General features: G+C 64.1%; 24 protein-coding genes and 1 other RNA gene. 12 read left to right on the top strand and 13 right to left on the bottom strand.

The window, feature by feature from the left end; all coding sequences use genetic code 11:
- The first annotated feature begins 41 nt into the window (after positions 1-41).
- The 9 genes from NCR34_RS02575 to NCR34_RS02535 all read left to right on the top strand — a co-directional run bounded on the left by NCR34_RS02575 (position 42) and on the right by NCR34_RS02535 (position 9094).
- A complete protein-coding gene (locus tag NCR34_RS02575) occupies positions 42-1439 on the top strand; it encodes an aminopeptidase P N-terminal domain-containing protein (protein ID WP_248321182.1) in 1398 nt (465 codons plus the stop codon).
- 10 nt (positions 1440-1449) lie between these two features.
- Entirely contained in the window at positions 1450-2649 is a 1200-nt protein-coding gene (locus tag NCR34_RS02570; protein ID WP_248321180.1) for a UbiH/UbiF/VisC/COQ6 family ubiquinone biosynthesis hydroxylase, read from the top strand.
- Positions 2650-2856: 207 nt separating this feature from the next.
- Entirely contained in the window at positions 2857-3948 is a 1092-nt protein-coding gene (dusB, locus tag NCR34_RS02565) for a tRNA dihydrouridine synthase DusB (RefSeq protein ID WP_250499024.1), read from the top strand.
- Entirely contained in the window at positions 3945-4178 is a 234-nt protein-coding gene (locus NCR34_RS02560; protein ID WP_175939453.1) for a Fis family transcriptional regulator, read from the top strand. The genes dusB and NCR34_RS02560 overlap by 4 nt, the downstream gene beginning before the upstream one ends.
- Positions 4179-4242: 64 nt before the next feature.
- A complete protein-coding gene (gene purH, locus NCR34_RS02555) occupies positions 4243-5808 on the top strand; it encodes a bifunctional phosphoribosylaminoimidazolecarboxamide formyltransferase/IMP cyclohydrolase (RefSeq protein WP_250499023.1) in 1566 nt (521 codons plus the stop codon).
- 89 nt (positions 5809-5897) lie between these two features.
- A complete protein-coding gene (gene ruvC, locus NCR34_RS02550; RefSeq protein ID WP_175939451.1) occupies positions 5898-6440 on the top strand; it encodes a crossover junction endodeoxyribonuclease RuvC in 543 nt (180 codons plus the stop codon).
- 24 nt (positions 6441-6464) lie between these two features.
- On the top strand, positions 6465-7046 hold the full coding sequence (gene ruvA, locus NCR34_RS02545) for a Holliday junction branch migration protein RuvA (protein WP_159835236.1): 582 nt from the start codon (positions 6465-6467) through the stop codon (positions 7044-7046).
- 80 nt (positions 7047-7126) lie between these two features.
- Entirely contained in the window at positions 7127-8188 is a 1062-nt protein-coding gene (gene ruvB, locus NCR34_RS02540; protein WP_175939449.1) for a Holliday junction branch migration DNA helicase RuvB, read from the top strand.
- 3 nt (positions 8189-8191) lie between these two features.
- The gene (locus tag NCR34_RS02535) at positions 8192-9094 is read left to right on the top strand and encodes an oxygenase MpaB family protein (protein ID WP_248321174.1); all 903 of its coding nucleotides are present in this window, start codon (positions 8192-8194) and stop codon (positions 9092-9094) included.
- Here the strand turns inward: NCR34_RS02535 and NCR34_RS02530 are convergent.
- Genes NCR34_RS02530 through tyrS form a run of 3 tightly spaced genes read right to left on the bottom strand, consistent with a single transcriptional unit; the run spans position 9091 to position 11454 of the window.
- Entirely contained in the window at positions 9091-9738 is a 648-nt protein-coding gene (locus tag NCR34_RS02530) for a histidine phosphatase family protein (RefSeq protein WP_248321173.1), read from the bottom strand. The genes NCR34_RS02535 and NCR34_RS02530 overlap by 4 nt on opposite strands.
- Positions 9735-10193 carry a D-aminoacyl-tRNA deacylase gene (dtd, locus tag NCR34_RS02525; RefSeq protein ID WP_248321172.1) on the bottom strand — a complete coding sequence of 153 codons (459 nt, stop codon included), beginning with the start codon at positions 10191-10193 and terminating at the stop codon, positions 9735-9737. The genes NCR34_RS02530 and dtd overlap by 4 nt, the downstream gene beginning before the upstream one ends.
- A 4-nt stretch (positions 10194-10197) precedes the next feature.
- Positions 10198-11454, bottom strand: coding sequence for a tyrosine--tRNA ligase (tyrS, locus tag NCR34_RS02520; RefSeq protein ID WP_248321170.1), 1257 nt, complete (start codon positions 11452-11454; stop codon positions 10198-10200).
- 291 nt (positions 11455-11745) lie between these two features.
- On the opposite strand from tyrS, the gene NCR34_RS02515 reads away from it, so the two are divergent.
- Positions 11746-12876 carry an anhydro-N-acetylmuramic acid kinase gene (locus NCR34_RS02515; protein ID WP_256465391.1) on the top strand — a complete coding sequence of 377 codons (1131 nt, stop codon included), beginning with the start codon at positions 11746-11748 and terminating at the stop codon, positions 12874-12876.
- Positions 12877-12946: 70 nt separating this feature from the next.
- On the opposite strand, the gene erpA is transcribed toward NCR34_RS02515, so the two are convergent.
- From erpA to rplM, 3 genes are all read right to left on the bottom strand, one after another.
- Entirely contained in the window at positions 12947-13312 is a 366-nt protein-coding gene (gene erpA, locus NCR34_RS02510) for an iron-sulfur cluster insertion protein ErpA (protein WP_175939444.1), read from the bottom strand.
- A gap of 199 nt (positions 13313-13511) precedes the next feature.
- Positions 13512-13904 (bottom strand): 30S ribosomal protein S9, encoded by a 393-nt coding sequence (rpsI, locus tag NCR34_RS02505; RefSeq protein WP_008351569.1) that lies wholly within the window; start codon positions 13902-13904, stop codon positions 13512-13514.
- 10 nt (positions 13905-13914) lie between these two features.
- A complete protein-coding gene (rplM, locus tag NCR34_RS02500) occupies positions 13915-14343 on the bottom strand; it encodes a 50S ribosomal protein L13 (protein WP_159835229.1) in 429 nt (142 codons plus the stop codon).
- Positions 14344-14920: 577 nt separating this feature from the next.
- Here rplM and NCR34_RS02495 point away from each other — a divergent pair.
- Positions 14921-15343, top strand: coding sequence for an OsmC family protein (locus tag NCR34_RS02495; protein WP_248321169.1), 423 nt, complete (start codon positions 14921-14923; stop codon positions 15341-15343).
- Positions 15344-15402: 59 nt separating this feature from the next.
- On the opposite strand, the gene rnpB is transcribed toward NCR34_RS02495, so the two are convergent.
- From rnpB to pyrC, 3 genes are all read right to left on the bottom strand, one after another.
- An RNA gene (rnpB, locus tag NCR34_RS02490) (RNase P RNA component class A) lies at positions 15403-15816 on the bottom strand.
- A 12-nt stretch (positions 15817-15828) separates the two neighbouring features.
- The gene (locus tag NCR34_RS02485; RefSeq protein WP_350029419.1) at positions 15829-16668 is read right to left on the bottom strand and encodes a DUF3025 domain-containing protein; all 840 of its coding nucleotides are present in this window, start codon (positions 16666-16668) and stop codon (positions 15829-15831) included.
- 11 nt (positions 16669-16679) lie between these two features.
- Positions 16680-17762, bottom strand: coding sequence for a dihydroorotase (gene pyrC / locus NCR34_RS02480; RefSeq protein ID WP_250499022.1), 1083 nt, complete (start codon positions 17760-17762; stop codon positions 16680-16682).
- 217 nt (positions 17763-17979) lie between these two features.
- On the opposite strand from pyrC, the gene NCR34_RS02475 reads away from it, so the two are divergent.
- Positions 17980-18882 (top strand): class II glutamine amidotransferase, encoded by a 903-nt coding sequence (locus tag NCR34_RS02475; RefSeq protein ID WP_350029418.1) that lies wholly within the window; start codon positions 17980-17982, stop codon positions 18880-18882.
- A 55-nt stretch (positions 18883-18937) separates the two neighbouring features.
- Here the strand turns inward: NCR34_RS02475 and NCR34_RS02470 are convergent, their stop codons facing one another.
- From NCR34_RS02470 to NCR34_RS02455, 4 genes are all read right to left on the bottom strand, one after another.
- Positions 18938-19663, bottom strand: a complete 726-nt coding sequence (locus NCR34_RS02470) for an amino acid ABC transporter ATP-binding protein (protein ID WP_248321164.1) — start codon at positions 19661-19663, stop codon at positions 18938-18940.
- Entirely contained in the window at positions 19660-20337 is a 678-nt protein-coding gene (gene gltK / locus NCR34_RS02465; RefSeq protein ID WP_175939440.1) for a glutamate/aspartate ABC transporter permease GltK, read from the bottom strand. Before gltK ends, NCR34_RS02470 begins: the two co-directional genes overlap by 4 nt.
- Positions 20337-21077, bottom strand: coding sequence for an amino acid ABC transporter permease (locus tag NCR34_RS02460; RefSeq protein WP_175939439.1), 741 nt, complete (start codon positions 21075-21077; stop codon positions 20337-20339). Before NCR34_RS02460 ends, gltK begins: the two co-directional genes overlap by 1 nt.
- Positions 21078-21146: 69 nt before the next feature.
- Entirely contained in the window at positions 21147-22040 is an 894-nt protein-coding gene (locus NCR34_RS02455; RefSeq protein WP_248321162.1) for a glutamate/aspartate ABC transporter substrate-binding protein, read from the bottom strand.
- Between the last annotated feature and the right edge of the window lie 259 nt (positions 22041-22299).

Here is a 22299-nt window from a genome sequence, read left to right as displayed (position 1 = left end):
GCCTATTCGCGCAGCTTGTAGGCCGGCGCTACAATCGGCGCATGAACTCATTTACCGAAGATGTCAGCCCGATCGCCGTCGATATCTACCGCAGCCGCCGCGAGCGCGTGCTCGCGCAGTTGCGCGCGCAGGGCGGCGGGCTCGCCGTGCTCTCGACCGCGCCCGAAGTCATGCGCAATCGCGACACGGACTATCCGTTCCGCCACGACAGCTACTTCTATTACCTGACGGGCTTCAGCGAACCCGAGGCGACGCTCGTGCTGAACGCGAGCGCGCGGGATGGCGAGCCCGCGTCTATCCTGTTCTGCCGCGAGAAGAACCCCGAGCGCGAAACATGGGAAGGCTTTCGCTACGGCCCGGAAGCCGCCGCCGAGGCGTTCGGTTTCGATGCCGCCTTCGCCATCGGCGCGCTCGACGAACATATGCCGCGCCTTCTCGCCGACCAGCCCGCGCTGTTCTACGCGCTCGGCACATCGGCTGAACTCGACGCCAAGGTTCGCGGCTGGCTCGACGCCGTGCGTGCGCAAAGCCGCAGCGGCGTGCGCGCGCCCACGCGGGCGCAGCATCTGTTGCCGATCATCGACGAAATGCGGATGGTGAAGGACCCGCACGAGATCGCGATCATGCGCCGCGCGGCATCCATCTCCGCCGAGGCGCACCGCCGCGCGATGCACGCTTGCCGCCCTGGCATGCGCGAATACGAACTCGAAGCGGAACTGCTCTACACCTTCCGGCGGCACGGCGCGCAAGCGCCCGCGTACGGCTCCATCGTGGCTACAGGCGCGAATGCGTGCGTGCTGCATTACCCGGCGGGCAATGCGGTTCTGCGCGACGGCGACCTTGTCCTGATCGACGCCGCATGCGAACTGGACGGCTACGCCTCCGACATCACGCGCACGTTCCCGGCAAGCGGCCGTTTTACGCCGGCGCAGCGCGAGCTCTATGACATCGTGCTCGCCGCGCAGTCCGCCGCCATCGACGCGACGCGTGCCGGCGTGAGCTTCGACGCGCCGCATCAGGCCGCGCTCGAAGTGCTGTGCCAAGGTCTGCTCGACACCGGCATCCTCGATAGAGCGAAGTTCGGCGGCGTGGAGAACGTCATCGCCGAACGCGCCTACGCGCGCTTCTACATGCATCGCACCGGCCACTGGCTCGGCATGGATGTGCACGACGCGGGCGAGTATCGGGAAGCGGACGGCCCGCGCGACGCGCAAGGCGCGCGTCCCTGGCGTACGCTCGTTGCCGGCAACGTGCTGACCATCGAGCCGGGCCTGTACGTGCGCGCCGCCGAGGACGTGCCCGAGCGCTACTGGAACACAGGCATCCGAATCGAAGACGACGCGCTCGTCACGCCCGGCGGCTGCGAGCTGCTGACGCGCGAAGTCCCCGTCGCCGCCGACGAAATCGAGGCGCTCATGCGCGAATCCATCAGCCATTGAATCTCACGACATGAGCGACGCCATCACGCAACCGCATTTCGATTACGACATCGCCATCGTCGGCGCGGGTCCGGTCGGGCTCGCGCTCGCCGGCTGGCTCGCGCGGCGCAGCGCGACCTCGCGGCTTTCCATCGCGCTGATCGACGCGCGCACGCCCGAAGCCGCCGCGAACGATCCGCGCTCGCTCGCGCTTTCGCACGGCAGCCGCGTGATGCTCCAGCCGCTCGGCTTTCCCGCCGACGTCACGCCGATCCGCCGCATTCACGTATCGCAGCGCGGGCATTTCGGGCGCACGCTGATCGAGCACGACGAACACGACTTGCCGGAGCTGGGTTACGTGGTGCGCTACGGCTCGCTCGTCGGCGCGCTCGCGAAGGCCGTGCGCGCGACGAAAGTCGATTGGCTCACCGATACGTCCGCCTTGCCGCCCTTGCAGGACAACGAAAGCGTGACGCTGCCACTGCAATCGGGCGGCGTCGAGCGCACGATCCGGGTGCGCGTGCTCGTCAACGCAGAAGGCGGGCTCTATCAGCAAGGTCCGCGCGATGTCGCAGTCTCCACGCAGCGCCGGGCACGCGACTACGGGCAGACGGCCATCGTCGGCACGGTGAGCGTGTCGGACCCGCAAGCCAACGTCGCGTGGGAACGCTTCACGAATCAAGGCCCGATTGCGCTTCTGCCCTGCGGCGGCCAGCGTCACGCGGATTACTCGCTCGTCTGGTGCTGCTCGCCCGACGAAGCCGCGCGACGCATGCAGCTCGACGACGACGCCTTGCTTGCCGAACTCGGCGTCGCGTTCGGCTCGCGCATGGGGCGCTTCACGCGCATCGTCGGGCGGGCGGCGTACCCGCTCGGGCTGACGGCGCTCAACGCGCTGGTCGACCGGCGCACGGTTGCTATCGGCAACGCGGCGCAGACGTTGCATCCGGTGGCGGGCCAGGGCCTGAACCTCGGGCTGCGCGACGCTCAGGCGCTCTGCGACGCCCTTTCGACCGACGGACCGCGCCCGCTCGCGCTCGCGCACTTTGCACAGCGGCGCGCGCTCGACCGCCGCTTCACCATCGGCGCGACGGATACGCTCGCCCGCATCTTCACGGTGGATTTCGCGCCCCTCGCCGCCGCGCGCGGGCTGGCGCTGACCGCGCTCGAATTCCTGCCGCCGCTCAAAACGGCGCTCGCGCGGCAGATGATGTTCGGCCAGCGACGCTGAACGTGGGCGACTTGTGTGGCAGACGCGCGACTTATCCTCTATGGCCGCGTCTGCTTTCACAGAAGATTTAAACACTTGCACGCGATTGCTCTTAATTTCAGCAGTCGCTTAGCGTTAAAATACGCGTTTCCCTTCCGCATTTCTGCATCCGTCTGACGCGACACGGCGCTCATTGTCGAACGTTCGCCCGCCCGGTGCCCCGACTTCATGCCCATCATCGGTTCACACGTTCTGCGCAATAACCTGTTCGTCGCTCCGATGGCAGGCGTCACCGACCGGCCGTTCCGCCAGTTGTGCAAGCGCATGGGCGCGGGCTACGCGGTCTCGGAGATGGTCGCGTCCAACGCGCAGTTGTGGAAGAGCGAAAAGACCATGCGCCGCGCGAACCATGCGGGCGAGGTCGAGCCCATTGCCGTGCAGATCGCGGGCGCGGACCCGCAGATGCTTGCCGAAGCCGCGCGTCACAACGTCGCGAACGGCGCGCAGATCATCGACATCAACATGGGCTGCCCGGCCAAGAAGGTGTGCAACGTCGCGGCGGGATCGGCGCTCTTGCAGAACGAACCGCTGGTCGCGCGCATCGTCGAGGCGGTCGTGCAGGCGGTCGGCGTCGGCCCGGACGCGGTGCCCGTGACGCTCAAGATTCGCACGGGGTGGAATCGCGAGAACAAGAATGCGCTGACCATCGCGCGCATTGCCGAGAATGCCGGCATCGCCATGCTGACCGTGCACGGACGCACGCGCGCCGACTTGTATAAGGGCGACGCGGAGTACGAGACCATCGCGGCCGTGAAGGCGTCGGTGAAGATCCCGGTCGTCGCGAACGGGGACATCACGACGCCCGAAAAAGCGCGCGACGTGCTCGCGGGAACCGGCGCGGACGCCATCATGATCGGCCGCGCGGCGCAGGGCCGGCCGTGGCTCTTCCGCGAGATCGAGCACTTCCTTGCGACGGGCGAGCGCATGCCGCCGCCGCGCATCGACGAGATCCAGCAGGTGATGAACGAGCACCTCGAAGATCACTACGCCTTCTACGGCGAATTCACGGGCGTCCGGACTGCGCGCAAGCACATCGGCTGGTACACTCGCGGCCTTTCCGGGGCCAACACCTTCCGGCACCGGATGAATACGCTCGACACGACCAAAGAACAATTGTTCGCTGTGAACGAATTCTTCGACGCGCAAAAGGCGCTGTCAGACCGTCTCGTCTATGTAGATGAGGCCGCGGACGCCGACGAAGCGGCCGATGAAGAATCGTGCGGCGAACAGAACAACACAGACCGACGAATCGCCGCATGAGCAGACATAACATCGAACAATGCGTCCGCCAGAGCCTCGACAGCTACTTTCAGGACCTGGACGGCTCGAACCCGCACGACGTGTACGACATGGTGATTTCGTGCGTGGAGAAACCGATGCTCGAAGTGGTGCTCGCGCAGGCGGGCGGCAATCAGTCGCTCGCGGCCGAATACCTCGGCATCAACCGCAACACGCTACGGAAGAAACTTCAGCAGCACGGATTGATTTGATTCTTCGGACGAGGCGCGCGCCTCGCGTCCGGCCTGGTTATCCTTTCTGGTTTCAGTGTTCATCATGATCAAGCAAGCGCTCATCTCGGTTTCCGACAAGTCCGGCATCGTCGAATTTGCCCAATCGCTCTCGCAGCTCGGCGTCCGGCTTCTCTCGACCGGCGGCACGGCGAAACTGCTCGCGGACGCGGGACTGCCCGTGACCGAAGTCGCCGACTACACCGGCTTCCCGGAAATGCTGGATGGGCGCGTGAAGACGCTGCATCCGAAGGTGCACGGCGGCATTCTCGCCCGCCGCGATCTGCCCGAGCACATGGCCGCGCTGGAGAAGCACGACATTCCGACGATCGACCTGCTCGTCGTCAATCTGTATCCGTTCGTGCAGACGGTCGCCAAGGAACAGTGTTCGCTCGAAGACGCCATCGAGAACATCGACATCGGCGGGCCGACCATGCTGCGCTCGGCGGCGAAGAATCATCGCGATGTGACCGTGATCGTCGATCCGGCCGACTACGCCGCCGTGCTCGACGAGATGCGCGCGAACAACAACAGCGTCGGCTATGCGACGAACTTTCGGCTCGCGACCAAGGTCTTCGCGCACACCGCGCAGTACGACGGCGCGATCACCAACTATCTGACGAGCCTCACCGAAACGCTTCAGCATAGCGAGCGCAACACCTACCCCGCCACGTTCAATCTCGCGTTCGAGAAAGTGCAGGACTTGCGCTATGGCGAAAATCCGCATCAAAGCGCGGCGTTCTACCGCGATCTTTCGGTGCCTGCCGGCGCGCTCGCCAACTACGAGCAGTTGCAGGGCAAGGAACTCTCGTACAACAACATCGCGGATTCGGACGCCGCGTGGGAATGCGTGAAGACCTTCGACGCGCCCGCGTGCGTCATCATCAAGCACGCGAATCCGTGCGGCGTCGCCATCGGCGCAAACGCGCACGAGGCTTACTCGAAGGCGTTCCAGACCGATCCGACTTCGGCGTTCGGCGGCATCATCGCGTTCAATCGCGAAGTGGACGAAGCGGCGGCGCAGGCCGTGGCGAAGCAGTTCGTCGAAGTGCTGATCGCGCCTTCGTTCAGCGAAGCCGCGCGCGCCGTGTTCGCCGCGAAGCAGAACGTGCGCCTCTTGCAAATCGCGCTCGGCGACGGCCACAACGCATTCGACCTGAAGCGCGTGGGCGGCGGTCTGCTGGTTCAGTCGCTCGATTCGAAGAACGTGCAGCCGCATGAACTGCGCGTCGTGACCAAGCGCCATCCGACGCCGAAGGAAATGGACGATCTGATGTTCGCGTGGCGCGTGGCGAAGTTCGTGAAGTCGAACGCGATCGTGTTCTGCGGCGGCGGCATGACGCTCGGCGTCGGCGCGGGCCAGATGAGCCGCGTGGATTCGGCGCGCATCGCGGGTATCAAGGCGCAGAACGCAGGACTCTCGCTTAACGGCTCGGCGGTCGCATCGGATGCGTTCTTCCCGTTCCGCGACGGCCTCGACGTGGTGGTGAACGCGGGCGCGACCTGCGTGATCCAGCCGGGCGGCTCCATGCGCGACGACGAAGTGGTCGCCGCCGCCGACGAGCACAATGTCGCGATGATCCTCACCGGCACGCGCCATTTCCGCCATTAATTGCGCCGAGTTCATTTAGTATTGGCCTGTTTGCGCGTCGAGTCGCGCAAGCAGGCCATTTCACTTTGGACGAGCCGCATCGCGAACGAATGAGAATCCTAGGCATCGACCCCGGCCTGCGCGTGACGGGCTTCGGCATCATCGACATGGCGGGGCACTCGCTCAACTATGTGACGAGCGGCGTCATCAAGACGGCCGACGCCGATTTGCCTTCGCGCCTGAACACCATCTTCGACGGCATCTCGACGCTGATCCGGCAGCACAACCCGGATCAGGCGGCCATCGAGAAGGTCTTCGTCAACGTCAATCCGCAATCGACGCTGCTGCTCGGGCAGGCGCGCGGCGCGGCCATTTGCGGACTCGTCGCGAGCGGCGTGCCGGTCGCCGAATACACCGCGCTGCAATTGAAGCAGGCAGTCGTCGGCTACGGACGCGCGACCAAGGAGCAGATGCAGCAGATGGTCGTGCGTCTGCTCAATCTGTCGGGCGTGCCGAGTACCGACGCCGCCGACGCGCTCGGCATGGCCATCTGTCACGCGCACGGCGGCACGGGGCTCGCCACGCTCGGCGGCATTGCGCCGTCGCTCGCGAAGAAGGGCTTGCGCGTGCGGCGCGGCAGACTCATCGGCTAAATCTCTCCATTCGATAACGCAAACATGATTGGTCGCATTGCCGGCGTTCTGCTGGAAAAAAATCCGCCGCACCTGCTCGTCGACTGCAACGGCGTCGGCTATGAAATCGACGTGCCGATGAGCACGTTCTACAACCTGCCGAATGCCGGCGAGAAGGTCGTGCTGCTCACGCAGATGATCGTGCGCGAGGACGCGCATTTGCTCTACGGCTTTCTCACGTCGCAGGAACGCGCGACGTTTCGCGAATTGTTAAAGATCAGCGGCATCGGCGCGCGCATGGCGCTCGCGGTGCTTTCCGGCATGAGCGTGCAGGAGCTCGCGCAGACCGTGACGACGCAAGACTCCGCGCGCTTGACGCGCGTGCCGGGCATCGGCAAGAAGACGGCCGAACGCTTGCTGCTCGAACTGAAGGGCAAGCTCGGCGCCGATCTCGGCGCAATGGCGAGCGCGGCTTCGCAGTCCGACCATGCGTCCGACATTCTCAACGCGCTGCTCGCGCTCGGCTATTCCGAGAAGGAAGCGCTCGCCGCCATCAAGAACGTGCCGGCGGGAACGGGCGTCTCGGAAGGCATCAAGCTCGCGTTGAAGGCGCTCTCGAAAGCCTGAGTGTGCGGGCGCTCGGCGTTGCGCGCCACTAGGCCGTTCGGCCAGGTTCGCGGCGAGAAGGCTCGCTGTACAATCGACCCATGATCGAAACCGACAAACTCGCCGCCGAACGCATCATCTCGGCCACGCCCGTCTCGCCGAACGAAGAAGCCTTCGAGCGCGCGTTGCGACCGCGCCAGCTCGACGAATACGTGGGGCAGGAAAAGGTGCGCGGGCAGCTCGAAATCTTCATCGAAGCGGCCAAGCGGCGTTCGGAAGCGCTGGATCATGTGCTGCTCTTCGGTCCGCCGGGTCTCGGCAAGACGACGCTCGCGCATATCATCGCGCGGGAAATGGGCGTGAATCTGCGGCAGACGTCGGGCCCGGTGCTGGAGCGCGCAGGCGACCTCGCCGCGCTGCTCACCAATCTCGAAGCGAACGACGTGCTGTTCATCGACGAGATTCATCGGCTGTCGCCTGTCGTCGAGGAAATTCTGTATCCGGCGCTCGAGGATTATCAGATCGACATCATGATCGGCGAAGGGCCGGCCGCGCGCAGCGTGAAGCTGGATCTACAGCCGTTTACGCTCGTCGGCGCGACCACGCGCGCGGGCATGCTGACCAATCCGCTGCGCGACCGCTTCGGTATCGTGTCGCGGCTGGAGTTCTACAACGCGAACGAGCTCGCGCGTATCGTGTCGCGCTCGGCGTCGCTGCTGAAGGCGGACATCGTGCCCGAAGGCGCGCTGGAGATCGCGCGGCGATCGCGCGGCACGCCGCGTATCGCGAACCGGCTGCTGCGCCGCGTGCGCGACTACGCGGAAGTGAAGGCGAACGGCAGCATCACGGCAGAAGTGGCGGATGCCGCGCTCAAGATGCTGGACGTCGATCCGGTCGGCTTCGACCTGATGGACCGCAAGCTGCTCGAAGCGATCCTGCACAAGTTCGACGGCGGGCCGGTCGGCGTCGATAACCTCGCGGCGGCCATCGGCGAAGAGCGCGACACGATCGAAGACGTGCTGGAGCCGTATCTGATCCAGCAAGGTTATTTGCAGCGCACGCCGCGCGGGCGCGTCGCGACCTTGCTGACGTATCGGCACTTCGGCATCGCCGCGCCGGATGGCGGCCCGATCCGCGATCTTTGGGACGCGAACAACGGCTAGCGCATGTCGGATCAGGCAACGTTGGTCACGCGCGTGCGGTCGTCGATCGCACGCGGCATCACGAATCTCACGACCGGCAGCGGACCGACGCTCGATTACACGTCGCCGCCGGGCGACCCGGGCCTCTTCGGGCCGGACACCATCTGCTGGAAAGTCCACGCCGATTTCACGTCGATGATGACGAGTGGCATCAGCGCGCTGTTGCTGCAGACGCTGCATCCGCTGGCGCTCGCGGGCGTGTGGGATCACTCGACGTTTCGCACGGATATTCTCGGGCGTCTGCGGCGCACGGCGACTTTCATCGCGGGAACCACGTTCGGCAACCGGCAAGACGCGCTCGCGTTGATCGAGCGCGTGAAGCGTATCCATCTCGGCGTGACAGGCACCGCGCCCGACGGCCGGCCGTATCGCGCGAGCGATGCCGAGCTTCTGACTTGGGTCCACGTCGCCGAAGTCACGAGCTTTCTAGAGGGCTATCTGCGCTACGTGGACCCCGCTCTGTCCGTGGCGGATCAGGACCGCTACTTCGAAGAAACGGCGCTCGTCGCCCGCCTGCTCGGCGCGCGCGACGTGCCGACCACGCGCGCGCAGGTCGACGCGTATCTCGCCGCCATGCGCCCGCATCTGCATGCAAGCGAGCGCACGCAGGAAGTCATTCGCGTGCTCAGGAACGCGCCGACGCCGAGCGTGGTCATGAAGCCGGCGCGCGTGCTGGTGTTCAATGCGGGCGTCGATTTGCTGCCCGACTGGGCGCAGGACACGCTCGGGCTGTCGTCGCTTGCGCCGATGCGGCGAGTCATTGCGCGGCCCGGCGTGCGGGCGATGGCGCCCGTCGTTCGCTGGGCGCTCGTCAACGGCATCTCGAAGCGTGCGCGCTTGCGAGTTGCCGCAAAGAAGAACGACTAGGCTGTCTTGCGCAGGCTGTCGTCGGCGGTGTCGGTGACGAGATGCGACACGTCACCCCATGACACCACCGTCGCATGGCCGCCGTCGTAATCGACCACGTTGACGCTGCAATTGAGCAGCGGCCAGTTGCGCGGCGCGTCGAGCGGCAGTCTCATCGCGAATCGGTAGATGCAGTCGAGCACGCCGCCGTGCGCGACGCACGCGATACGCCCGCCCGGATGCGCGGCGACGATCGGCTCCATCGCGTGGATCACGCGGTGATAGAAGACGCGCAGCGACTCGCCGCCGGGCGGCGTGAAGCCGGGATCGCGCGTCTGCCATTCGACGTACTCGGCCGGAAACTTCTCGCTGATTTCGTCGCTGTCGTGTCCCTGGAACGCGCCGTAGTTGCGTTCGCGCAAGCCTTCGGACAAGCGGAGGTCGAGACCGAGCGCATCTGCGAACGGGCGGGCGGTCTGTTGGGCGCGTAGGAGATCGCTGGTGTAGACGGCGTCGAGCCGCCCTTCCCGCGCGAGACGCGCGCCCAATTGTTCAGCTTGCAGCACGCCATGCGCGGACAGCGGAATGTCGATATGCCCCTGGATGCGCTTCACGCGGTTCCAATCGGTTTCGCCGTGGCGGACGAACAAGACTTGCGTCGTCATGGCCGCACCTGCAGCCAGAACGTGACCGGCCCGTCGTTGACGAGCGACACTTGCATCTCGCCGCCGAATTCGCCGGTCTCGACGATCGGATGCTTCGCCCGCGCTTCGCGGACGAAGTAATCGAAGAGCCGCTTGCCCTCGTCGGGCGGCGCGGCCGGCGTGAAGCTCGGGCGCAGTCCGCTCGATGTATCGGCGGCGAGCGTGAACTGCGATACCAGCAGCACGCCGCCCGCGCGCCCCGCGCCGTCGATGTTCTGCACGGAGAGATTCATCTTGCCCCCCGCGTCGCTGAACACGCGGTACGCCAGCATCTTCGCGAGCAGCTTGTCGGCGGCGGCTTCTGTGTCGCCGCGTTCGGCGCAGACGAGCGCGAGCAGGCCCGCGTCGATCGCGCCGGTCACGCGTTCGCCGACGCGCACGTCCGCGCGCCGCACTCGCTGGATAAGCGCGATCATCCGCTTACGCCGTCAGCGTGATGCGCGCAAAGCGGCGCTTGCCCACCTGCACGACGAATTCGCCCGGCTCGACTTTCAGGCCCTTGTCGGACACCGTTGCGCCGTCGATCTTCACGCCGCCCTGTTCGATGTTGCGCAGCGCCTCGCTGGTAGACGGCACGAGCCCCGCCCGCTTCAGCAACTGGCCGATGGCCAGCGGCGCGCCCGCGAGGGTGACGGTCGGAATATCGTCCGGCACGCCGCCCTTCGCGCGATGGTTGAAGTCTTCGAGCGCGCGCTCGGCGTCCGCCGGCGAATGGAAGCGCGCGACGATTTCCTGCGCGAGCATCACCTTGAAGTCGCGCGGATTGCGGCCGCCCTCGGCCTCCTGCTTGAAGCGCGCGATCTCTTCCATGCTGCGGAACGACAGCAGTTCGAAGTAACGCCACATGAGCACGTCCGAAATGCTCATCAGCTTGCCGAACATCTCGGTCGGCTTCTCGCTGATGCCGACATAGTTGTGCTTCGACTTCGACATCTTTTCGACGCCGTCGAGGCCTTCGAGCAGCGGCATCGTCAGAATGCATTGCTGCTCCTGGCCGTATTGCTTCTGCAATTCGCGGCCGACGAGCAGGTTGAACTTCTGATCCGTGCCACCGAGTTCGAGGTCGGCGTTGAGCGCGACGGAATCGTAGCCCTGCATCAGCGGATAAAGGAATTCGTGAATCGAGATGGGCACGCCGCTCTGGAAACGCTTGGTGAAATCTTCGCGTTCGAGAATGCGCGCGACCGTGTAACGCGATGCCAGCTTGATCATGCCGTCCGCGCCGAGCGGCATGGACCATTCGCTGTTGTAACGGATCTCGGTTTTCTCGCGGTCGAGCACCAGCGACGCCTGCTCGAAATACGTCTTCGCGTTCATTTCGATCTGCTCGCGCGTGAGCGGCGGGCGCGTGGCGTTGCGGCCGGACGGATCGCCGATCAGCGACGTGAAATCGCCGATCAGGAAGATGACCTGATGCCCGAGGTCCTGCAACTGGCGCATCTTGTTGAGCACCACCGTATGGCCGATGTGGATGTCGGGCGCGGTCGGGTCCAGGCCGAGCTTGATGCGCAACGGCTTGCCCGTCGCGGCGCTCCGTGCGAGCTTCTGCGCAAACTCGTCTTCGATCAGAAGTTCGTCGCAGCCGCGCTTGGCGATCGCGAGGGCGGCGCGCACGTCGTCGGTGATCGGAAAGGCCTCGCGCGGCGGCGCGGAAGAAGCGTTGGAGTCAGTGGTCATGCTTGCGGCTTGTGATGTGAAAGATTGCGATGGCGCCGTCCCGGACGGCCTCGCGCGGTGCTTAACGGCGTGATGGGCGTAATGGCTTGTTCAGGCTCACGATTTTACGCGATGAGGCACGCATTCGGTCCGTTCGGCGGCACGCGGACATCCGGCGGCGGCTGCGGGCGGTGGCCGCGGTCGGTGGCCACACCTTAACGATCGGCGCGGATGCGCGGATAATCCCGCGTTGATGGACAAGCACCGACGAGCATCGACGAGGAGGGGAACGTGGGGAAAAAAGCCGAAGCAATTGAACCCGGCAAGGCAGACGGCGTGTACTTCGGCCTGATGTCCGGCACGAGCATGGACGGCGTCGATGGCGTCGCGGTGCAGTTCGCCGCGGGCAAACCGCCGGTCGTGCTCGGCGAGGCGCACGTGTCCTTTTCCGAGGGCCTGCGCGACGCGCTGTTTGCGCTACAGACGCCGGGCGACAACGAACTGGAACGCGAGGCGCTCGCCGGCAATGCGCTCGCCACGCGCTACGCCGTCTGCTGCCACGAGTTGCAGAGCGTGAGCGGCTATTCGTCGACGAAGGTGCGCGCGATCGGCGTACACGGCCAAACGGTGCGGCATCGGCCGGAGAAGGGATACACGCGGCAGATCAACAATCCCGCGTTGCTCGCGGAAATGACGAATATCGACGTGATCGCGGATTTCCGCAGCCGCGATGTCGCCGCCGGCGGTCAGGGCGCGCCGCTCGTGCCGGCGTTCCACGCGACCGTTTTCGGCGCGAAGAACGAGACGCGCGTCGTCTGCAATCTGGGCGGCATCAGCAATATCACGGTGCTGGCGGCGAGCGGCGCGGTACGCGGCTTCGATTGCGGCCCGGCGAACGCGTTGCTGGATGAATGGGCGCACCGGCATCTGAACAAACCGTACGACGACGGCGGGAAGTTCGCGGCGCGCGGCGAGGTGAATCGGCCGCTGCTCAATGCGCTGCTCGACGAGCCGTTTTTCGAGGAAGCGCCGCCCAAAAGCACGGGCCGCGATCTGTTCAATCCGGCGTGGCTCGATGCGAAGCTCGCGCCGTTCGCCGCGCTCGCCCCCGCCGACGTGCAAGCGACGCTCACCGCGCTCACGGCCGTGACGGTCGCGCGCGAAATCGAGCGCCACGCATCCGACGCCCGCGCGGTCTATGTTTGCGGCGGCGGCGCGCGAAATCCGGTGCTGATGCAGATGCTGCAACAGGCGCTCGATGAAACCGGCGTTTCGGGCGTGCCCGTCATGACCACCGAGGCGCTCGGCGTGCCGCCGCAACAAGTCGAAGCGTTCGCGTTCGCGTGGCTCGCGATGCGCTGCGTGGCGCGCGAACCCGGCAATCTCGCGTCGGTGACGGGCGCGGCCGGCGAGCGCGTGCTGGGCGCGATCTATCCGCGCTGAGCTCTTTGGCGAGCGGAAACGAAAAACGGAGCCCGAAGGCTCCGTTTTTCCACAACTGCTCGGTCCGCGCTCAGACCGAGAACGACGAACCGCAACCGCACGTCGTCGTCGCGTTCGGATTCTTGATCACGAACTGCGCGCCGTTAAGATCGTCCTTATAGTCAATTTCCGCGCCGACGAGGTACTGATAGCTCATCGAATCGACGAGCAGCTGCACGCCGCTCTTGTCCATCACGGTGTCGTCTTCGTTGATTTCTTCGTCGAACGTGAAACCGTACTGGAAGCCCGAGCATCCGCCGCCTTGCACGAACACGCGCAGCTTCAGATCCGGATTGCCTTCTTCGTCGATCAATTGCTTGACCTTGTCGGCCGCAGCGTCGGTGAAGACGAACGGCATCGGCATTTCGGTCGTGGGGGTGTCGCTGACTGCGCTCATTGAACTCTCCAATTTAGCTTCTAGCCGCTATTGTAGGGCTGATCTCAAAATCGTGCCGAAAGCCCATGAAATCAAGAGGCTATATGCAAATTCGACTGATTCGGGCAAATCGCGGCAAAAAGAAAAAGCCGCCGGCACCTTGCAGTGCGGGCGGCTTTCGCAGCAGCTTCGCCGGCAGAACCGGCGAAACCCGAAGCGATTAACGCTTCGAGAATTGCTTCCTGCGGCGTGCCTTGTGGAAACCGACCTTCTTACGTTCCACTTCACGCGCGTCACGCGTGACGAAGCCAGCGTTCGACAGTTGCGACTTGAGCGTTGCGTCGTAGTCCATCAGCGCACGGGTGATGCCGTGGCGGACCGCGCCTGCCTGACCCGTTTCGCCGCCGCCGTTCACGTTGACCTTGATGTCGAACGTGGTGGCGTGGTTCGTGAGTTCCAGCGGTTGACGCACGATCATCAGCGACGTTTCGCGCGAGAAATAGTCGGCGATGGGCTTGCCATTGACGATGATCTCGCCCTTGCCCGACTTGATGAAGACACGAGCGACGGCGCTCTTGCGGCGGCCCGTACCGTAGTTCCAGTTACCGATCATGTGGGCTCCCTTAGATCTCGAGCGACTTGGGCTGTTGAGCCGTGTGCGGATGCGTGGCTTCAGCGTAGACCTTCAGCTTCTTGATCATCGCGTAGCCGAGCGGGCCCTTCGGCAGCATGCCCTTCACAGCCTTCTCGAGCGCGCGGCCCGGGAAACGCTCTTGCATCTTGCCGAACGTCGTTTCATAGATGCCGCCCGGGTAGCCCGAGTGACGGTAGTACTTCTTGTCCGTGGTCTTGTTGCCGGTGACCTTCAGCTTGCCGGCATTGACGACGATGATGTAATCACCGGTGTCGACGTGCGGAGTGAATTCAGGCTTATGCTTGCCGCGAAGACGGCGTGCCACTTCGCTGGCGACACGGCCGAGAACCTTATCCGTCGCGTCAATCACGTACCATTCGCGCGTCACCTCTTCGGCTTTTGCGGAAAACGTCTTCATGATCGATCCAAAAATTAATCTGCCCTTTGCTCTTTACCTTGTTCGGTCCTGCTTATATGAGTGCGCTAAATGACTTTCCTTGCGCGTGCAGGCTCTCCCTGACTTCTCTCCGCGGGCGTGTGACGAAGAGAACTTTGAAGTATAGCGGGAAAACGCTCGTTGCGTCAAAGGCTTGCCGCACTCGGTGGCCGACTGCAAACAGCGCGCGGCTCTCCGAACGAAAAAAAGCCCGAGCGTTCGTAGCTCGGGCTCAATCCACCTAGGAGGAGGTGGAGGAGACGCTGTAGGTACTGCAACAACCAATGGCCCGAGTATAGGCACGGTCATGCTGCAAAGCAAGAAGATTCGCATCATGAGAACGGATTTCATAATGTGGATTCGGCTTGCGCTGTTGCCACGGCGTCTCGGTCTCGCGGCGGCGGAATGTCGGACCGTCAGCGTGGCGCGCGCGGTTATGCGGATTCCGGGTTCCCGCCCGCGTCAATCGGAGAATGCGCGGAGTCGGTCTGCGATGACCGTTCGATGAACCGCTACAATGAAAGCTGTCTACAACGCGTGAAGCGGGCGGAGCCTCAGCATGGAATGCAAAGTGAGCTGGATGGGACAGGACGGCATGGCGTTCGCCGCCGAAACCGGTAGCGGTCATCTCGTCAACATGGACGGCGCGCCGGAAGGCGGCGGCCGCAATCTCGCGCCGCGTCCGATGGAGATGGTTCTGCTCGGCACGGGCGGCTGCACCGCGTACGACGTCGTGATGATCCTGAAGAAAAGCCGCCAGGAAATAGAAGGCTGCTCGGTGACGCTCAAGGCCGAGCGCGCAAGCGAAGACCCGAAGGTGTTCACGAAGATCCACTTCCACTTCACGGTCACGGGCAAGAACCTGAATCCCTCGACGGTGGAACGCGCCATTAATCTGTCGCACGACAAGTACTGCTCCGCGTCGATCATGCTCGCCAAGACGGCTGAACTCACGCATTCGTTCGATATCGTCGAACGCTAAGCGCGTCGCAGAAAAAAGAGCCGGCGTCAGACAAGACGCCGGCTCTTTTTTTTGAATGACGACAAAGCGGGCCGATAAGCCGGATTCTGTGCGCGCGCCGCCCGAAGGCGAACGCGCGTGGCAGCCATTCCTCTAGGCGCGCCATTGCTGACGCGCTCGAGCTTCCTACCCGCAGACGAACGGGGGCACCGTCCTGCATCACGAAGATGCGCGCCTGCCTATTTGGAATTGCTCCGGGTGGAGGTTACCGTGCCGGCACGTCTCGCGACGGCCGCGGTGCGCTCTTACCGCACCGTTTCACCCTTACCTGATCTCCGGACTTGCGCCCGAAGCCATCGGCGGTTTGCTTTCTGTTGCCCTGTTCCGCGTGTTGCCACGGATGGCCGTTAGCCATCACCCTGCCCTGTGGAGTCCGGACTTTCCTCGCCCTCGACGCCAAAAAGCGCCGAAGCCGCGACTGCCTGGCCTGCTTTGCGGCGTCGATTCTAACATGCGGCTTTCGCGTCCTTCACTGCGCCTGCCGCGATGCGTCGGCCGGGACGGAAGACGGACGGATCGTCGTAGAACGCGGCGTCCGCATTCGCGTCGCACCAGCCGGGCACGCCCAGCACGGGCAGCGGCGCGAACGCGCGGCTCGCGGGCGGCTCGCCGAGCAAACTGCGCGACACGATATCGTCGAGCATGGAGCGGCGGGCGGCATCGTCCGATGAGAAATAGGCGGCCGGCACGTCCACGATCCACGCGTGCCCCGTGCACGCCTTGTATGGCGCGACCAGCTTCTCGAGCAACGCGTGGCCGAAGACGCGCGCCTCGCACCGGCTGCCCCACGACGCGCGTTTCGTGACGAACAACGCGCGCCAGTCGAAGCGGCGCAGCGCATCCGCGAGGGATGGCTCGGCGCACGCGAATAGCACCGCGTTTTCGTCGAAGAGCGTGAGCGCGTCGCGCACGCCGCCGCGCGTCGGGCCGATGCCGAGCGCGTCGATCTGCTTCGCCTGACACGCGTTGAGCGCCGCCTTGATGCGCGGATACGCGAACCACATCAGGCCGTTGAAGAAATCGTGCAGATTGTGGCGCGTCGGCACGCAGCCGGTCGCGGCGATATGCGCCTCGTACGACGCGCCTTCCGGCAGCGATTCCTGCGCGACGAACGCGAGCGGCCGGCCACGTCCGGTGACGAGCGCGGCTTGCGCCGCGTCATCGTTCAGTGCTTTGAGATAGCGCGCCGGACCATCGAGCGCCGCCGCCTGCCAGCGTTCGCCGCGCGACGCGAGTGGCGCGAGCCACGGACGCGTCCAGTCGATCTCGTCGAAACGCGCGGACACTGCGGCTACCGTCAGACCGATTCCACGAACCGCCAGCCGATCGACTCGCCGCCGCGCAACGGGACGATCTGCGAATCGCCCGCGGCGAACTCGGCGGGGAGCGTCCACGATGCGCGTTCGAGCGTCACCGTCTCCGCGCTGCGCGGCAGGCCGTAGAAATCCGCGCCGTGGAAACTGGCGAAGCCTTCGAGCTTGTCGAGCGCGCCGGCCTTGTCGAAGGCTTCGGCATAGAGTTCCAGCGCGTGCAGCGCCGTGTAGCAGCCCGCGCAGCCGCACGCGTGCTCCTTCAGGCCCTTCGGATGCGGCGCGCTGTCCGTGCCGAGGAAAAAGCGCGGATTGCCGGACGTCGCCGCCTCGACGAGCGCCACGCGATGCGTCTCGCGCTTGAGCACCGGCAAGCAGTAATAGTGCGGACGAATGCCGCCGACGAGCATCGCGTTCCGGTTGTACAGCAGGTGATGCGCGGTGATCGTCGCGCCGATCGCGCCTTGCGCGTCGCGCACATAGTCGGCGGCGTCTTTTGTCGTGATGTGCTCGAAGACGATCTTGAGGGCGGGGAAATCGCGGCGCAGCGGCGTCATCACGCGGTCGATGAACACTTTCTCGCGGTCGAATACGTCGATGTCGCTGTCCGTCACCTCGCCGTGCGCCAAGAGCGGCATGCCGACTTCCTGCATCGCTTCGAGCGTTTTCGCGCACTTGCCGAGCAGATCCGTCACGCCCGCGTCCGAATTCGTCGTCGCGCCGGCCGGGTACAGCTTCACGCCGTGCACGAAGCCGCTGTCTTTCGCGCGGCGAATCTCGTCGGGCGGCGTGTTGTCGGTCAGATAGAGCGTCATTAGCGGCTCGAAGCGCGCGCCCGCGCCCTCTTTCGGCAATGCCGCCAGAATCCGCTCGCGGTACGCCGCGGCCATCTCGGTCGTCGTGACCGGCGGCTTCAGATTCGGCATGATGATCGCGCGGCCGAACTGGCGCGCCGTATGCGGAAGCACGGCGGCGAGCGTCGCGCCATCGCGCACGTGCAAGTGCCAGTCGTCGGGGCGCGCCAGCGTGAGAGTCGTAGGCGAATCGGGCGATGCGGAAGTAGCGGACATGGCGTGATGACAGCGAGGACGTTAAGAGAAAGCGAACCGCAAGCAAAGAACTGCGCAGCCGAGAAGCGCACGGCCGGAAAAAATCGCCGTGGAAATTCCACAACGGGCCGCCAACCGGGGACGGCCTTCGATTTTTTCGGGAATGCCCCGGTGATATGCTTGTCGGACGTATTGTAACAACCCGACTTCAGGGCTTTCGCCCGCCGCATCGAGCAACATGTGCCAACTTCTCGGAATGAATTGCGCCGAACCGACCGACGTGACGTTCTCGTTCACCGGTTTCGCGGCGCGCGGCGGAATGACCGATCATCATGCGGATGGCTGGGGCATTGCGTTCTTCGAGGACAAGGCGTGCCGGCTCTTCATCGATCATCAGTCGTCGGCGAGTTCGCCGCTCGCCGAGATGGTCAAGCGGTATCCGATCAAGTCGAAGAACACCATCGCGCATATTCGCAAGGCGACGCAAGGGCATATCCTTCTGGAGAACTGCCACCCGTTCATGCGCGAGTTGTGGGGCCGGCACTGGATCTTCGCGCATAACGGCGATCTGAATGGCCACGCGCCGCAACTCACTGGCGTCTATCAGCCGGTCGGCACCACGGACAGCGAACTCGCGTTCTGCGCGCTGCTGCAAGGGCTCCGTAGCGCATTTCCGTGCTCGCAGCCGCCGCTCGACGAACTCTTCGAGGCGCTCGCCACGCTCACGCGCGAGGTCACGCAGTACGGCGTGTTCAACTTTCTGATGTCGAACGGGCAGGCGCTCTTCTCGCACTGCTCGACGCATCTCTACTACCTCGTGCGCAGCTGGCCGTTTTCGACCGCGCACTTGATCGACGCGGACATGTCGATCGACTTCGCGAAGTACACGACGCCCGAAGATCGCGTCGCCGTGATCGCGACTTCGCCGCTCACCGATAACGAAGTCTGGACGCGCTTCGCTCCCGGCGATCTCGCGATGTTCCAGCAAGGCGCGCTCGCGCGAACGCTGAACATTCCGGTGCCGGAGGCAGTCGCGAAGAAGGCGGCCGAGCCGCTCGCAAAGGCGTGCGTCGGCTCCGCGCTGAAAATCGACGAGATCCGCACGACGGCGGCAGTGGAATCGGAACTGGGCATCGAATAAAAAACGCGGCGCTTCTTCTCAGGAGCGCCGCGTTTCTTTCTAGCGTTGCGAAAGCTCAGTGCAGGATCTTCGCGAGGAAGTCCTTCGCGCGGTCCGACTTCGGGTTCGCGAAGAAGGCGTCCTTCTGGTCGTCCTCCACGATCAAGCCCTTATCCATGAAGATCACGCGATGCGCGACCTTCTTCGCGAAGCCCATTTCGTGCGTCACGCACATCATGGTCATGCCTTCCTGCGCGAGCTCCACCATCACGTCGAGCACTTCGTTGATCATCTCCGGATCGAGCGCGGAAGTCGGCTCGTCGAAGAGCATCGCGATCGGGTCCATCGAAAGCGCGCGCGCAATCGCCACGCGCTGCTGCTGACCGCCCGACAACTGGCCGGGATACTTGTCCGCATGCGCGCGCAAGCCGACGCGATCGAGCAGCTTCAGACCCTTCTGCGTCGCTTCGTCGTTCGAGCGGCCGAGCACCTTGATTTGCGCGAGCGTCAGGTTCTGGACGATCGACAGATGCGGAAACAGCTCGAAGTGCTGGAACACCATGCCGACCTTCGAGCGCAGCTTCGACAGATTCGTCTTCTTGTCCGTCAGCGACTGGCCGTTGATGCTGATCTCGCCCTTCTGGAACGGCTCCAGGCCGTTGACGGTCTTGATGAGCGTCGACTTGCCCGACCCCGACGGGCCGCACACGACGACGACTTCGCCCTTCTTCACTTCGGTCGTGCAGTCGGTGAGCACCTGAAACTGCCCGTACCACTTTGAAACATTCTTGATAGAGATCATCTTGCGACCTTTTTCTGAAGACTTTTGACGAGCGCCGACGCCACCACGCACACCACGAAATAACATGCCCCGGCGAACAGCACCATTTCGACGGTCGTGCCGTCGCGGTCGCCGATGTTCGTCGCCGTGCGGAAGAAGTCCGCGAGACTGATCACGTAGACGAGCGACGTGTCCTGAAAGAGCACGATCGCCTGCGTGAGCAGAAGCGGCACCATCGCGCGGAAGGCCTGCGGCAGCACGACGAGCTTCATCGCCTGGCCGTAGGTCATGCCGAGCGCGAAGGCTGCGTTGACCTGCCCGCGCGGCACCGCCTGAATGCCGGCGCGGATGATTTCCGAATAGTACGCGGCTTCGAATAGCGAAAACGCGACCATCGCCGATGCGAGGCGAATGTCGATATCCGCCGACAGCCCGAGCACGTTCTGCAGCACTTGCGGCACGATCAGGAAGAACCACAGCAGCACCATCACGAGCGGGATGGAGCGGAACAGCGTGACGTAGGCGCCCGCGAACCATTGCAGCGGCTTGATGCCCGAGAGGCGGAACAGCGCGATGACCGTCCCCCACACGATGCCGATCACGATAGCGAGCAGCGTGATCTGCAGCGTGATGATGGCGCCCGTCCACAGCGTAGGCAGCGAGCCGATGACGCCACTCCAGTTGAACTGATGCATTACTTGCCTCCGATGTAGCCAGGCAGCCGCGTTTTCGCTTCGATCCAGCGCATCAGCAGCATCACGATAAGGTTGATGAGCATGTACGCGAGCGTCACCGCGATAAACGATTCATAGGTCTGCGCCGTGTAGTCCACGAGCTGACGCGCCTGCGCCGACAGATCGAGGAGACCAATGGTCGAGGCCACCGCCGAATTCTTGAACACGTTCAGAAATTCCGACGTGAGCGGCGGCACGATGATGCGATACGCCACCGGCATCAGCACGTAGCGATACGTCTGCCATTGCGTGAAGCCCATCGCGAGGCCGGCGTTGCGCTGTCCGCGCGGCAACGCGCTGATGCCCGAGCGCACCTGTTCGCACACGCGCGCGCCGGTGAAGAGCCCGAGACAGATGATCGACGACGAAAAGAACTGCGCGGAAGGCGGCAGTTGCTTGAACCAGTTGCCGATGGAAGCCGGCAGCAACTCCGGTATCACGAGATACCAGATGAAGAACTGCACGATCAGCGGAATATTGCGGAAGATCGCGACATACACGGTGCCGATGCCCGCGAGCGTGCGATTCGGGACCGTGCGCAAGATGCCGAACAACGAACCGACCACGAGCGCGATGACCCAGGCCGCGAGCGACACGGTAATCGTCACCCAGAAGCCTGAAATCAGCCAGCCGAGATACGTGGTGGGCTCGCCGGTGGAAACCGGACTCAGCAGAACGCCCCAGTTCCAGTGATAAGACATGGACTCACTCCAAAAAGAAACGGAAGAAGCAAGGCTCCTTCCGTCTCGTTCGTTCTTTACCCGAACCGGTTAGTCGATTGCCTTGTCATTCGGGCTCTTGAACAGAGCCTTCATGTCTTCGCTTTCCGGGAAGTTCAGGTTGAGCCCCTTCGGAGGAATCGGGCTTTCGAACCACTTCTTGTAGATCTTGTCGGCTCCGCCCGACGTCTCGACCTTCGCGATCGCGTCGTCGACCACCTTCTTGAACTCGGGGTCGTTCTTGCGCATCATGCAGCCGTACGCTTCATGCGATTGCGGCGCGCCCACGATCACGAAATCGCCCGGGTTGTTCGACTTCGCGCGCTCGCCGGCGAGCAGCGCATCGTCCATCATGAACGCGACCGCGCGGCCCGTCGACAGCGTCAGGAACGACTCGCCGTGGTCCTTCGCGCTGATGATGTTCATGCCCATGTTCTTTTCCTGATTCATCTTGCGAAGCAGGCGCTCGGACGTGGTGCCGGCAGTCGTCACGACGGTCTTGCCCTTCAGGTCGGCCCAGTCCTTCACGCCGGAATCCTTCTTGGTCATGAGACGCGTGCCGATCACGAAGATCGTGTTCGAGAAAGCCGCTTGCTGCTGGCGCTCGGCGTTGTTCGTGGTCGAGCCGCATTCGATATCGACGGTGCCGTTCTGCACGAGCGGAATGCGGTTTTGCGACGTCACCGGCGTCAGCTTCACCTTCAGGTTCGGCATGTTGAGCTTTTGCTTGACCGCCTCGACGACCTTCAGCGCGAACTCGTGCGAATAGCCGACGACATTCTGCTTGTCGTCATAGTACGAGAACGGAATGGACGATTCGCGATGCCCCAGCGAGATGACACCCGTATCCTTGATTTTTTTGAGCGTGCCCGCGTCCTGGGCGTAGGCGCCCGTGGCGAAAATTCCCAGCGCGGCGACGAGCAGCGCAGCCTTTTTAACCTTCATGTGTTCGATCTCCTGTGGCGAAAAACCGGGCCAAGTTTAGCAGGGTAATAATTCTGAAAGAATGATCGTTAACCGGAGTTCGTCGCATTTTAGAGACGGGCCGGTGCAACTGAGTGCAACTCCGCGTAGGCGCGCATATTACGCGAATTTGATAAAAAAAGTGGCGGGGGGGGGGGGGGGGGCGCCGCCGGGGGGGGGGGGGGGGGGGGGGGGGGGGCGGGGCGCGGCGCCGGCCGGGGCGGGGCCGCGCCGTCTGGTG

Origin of the sequence: Caballeronia sp. GAWG1-5s-s, assembly GCF_023631445.1 — a bacterium.
Classification (GTDB): Bacteria; Pseudomonadota; Gammaproteobacteria; order Burkholderiales; family Burkholderiaceae; genus Caballeronia.
The sequence above is the reverse complement of the archived record's forward strand: the minus strand, read 5'-3'. Positions and strand labels throughout refer to the sequence as shown.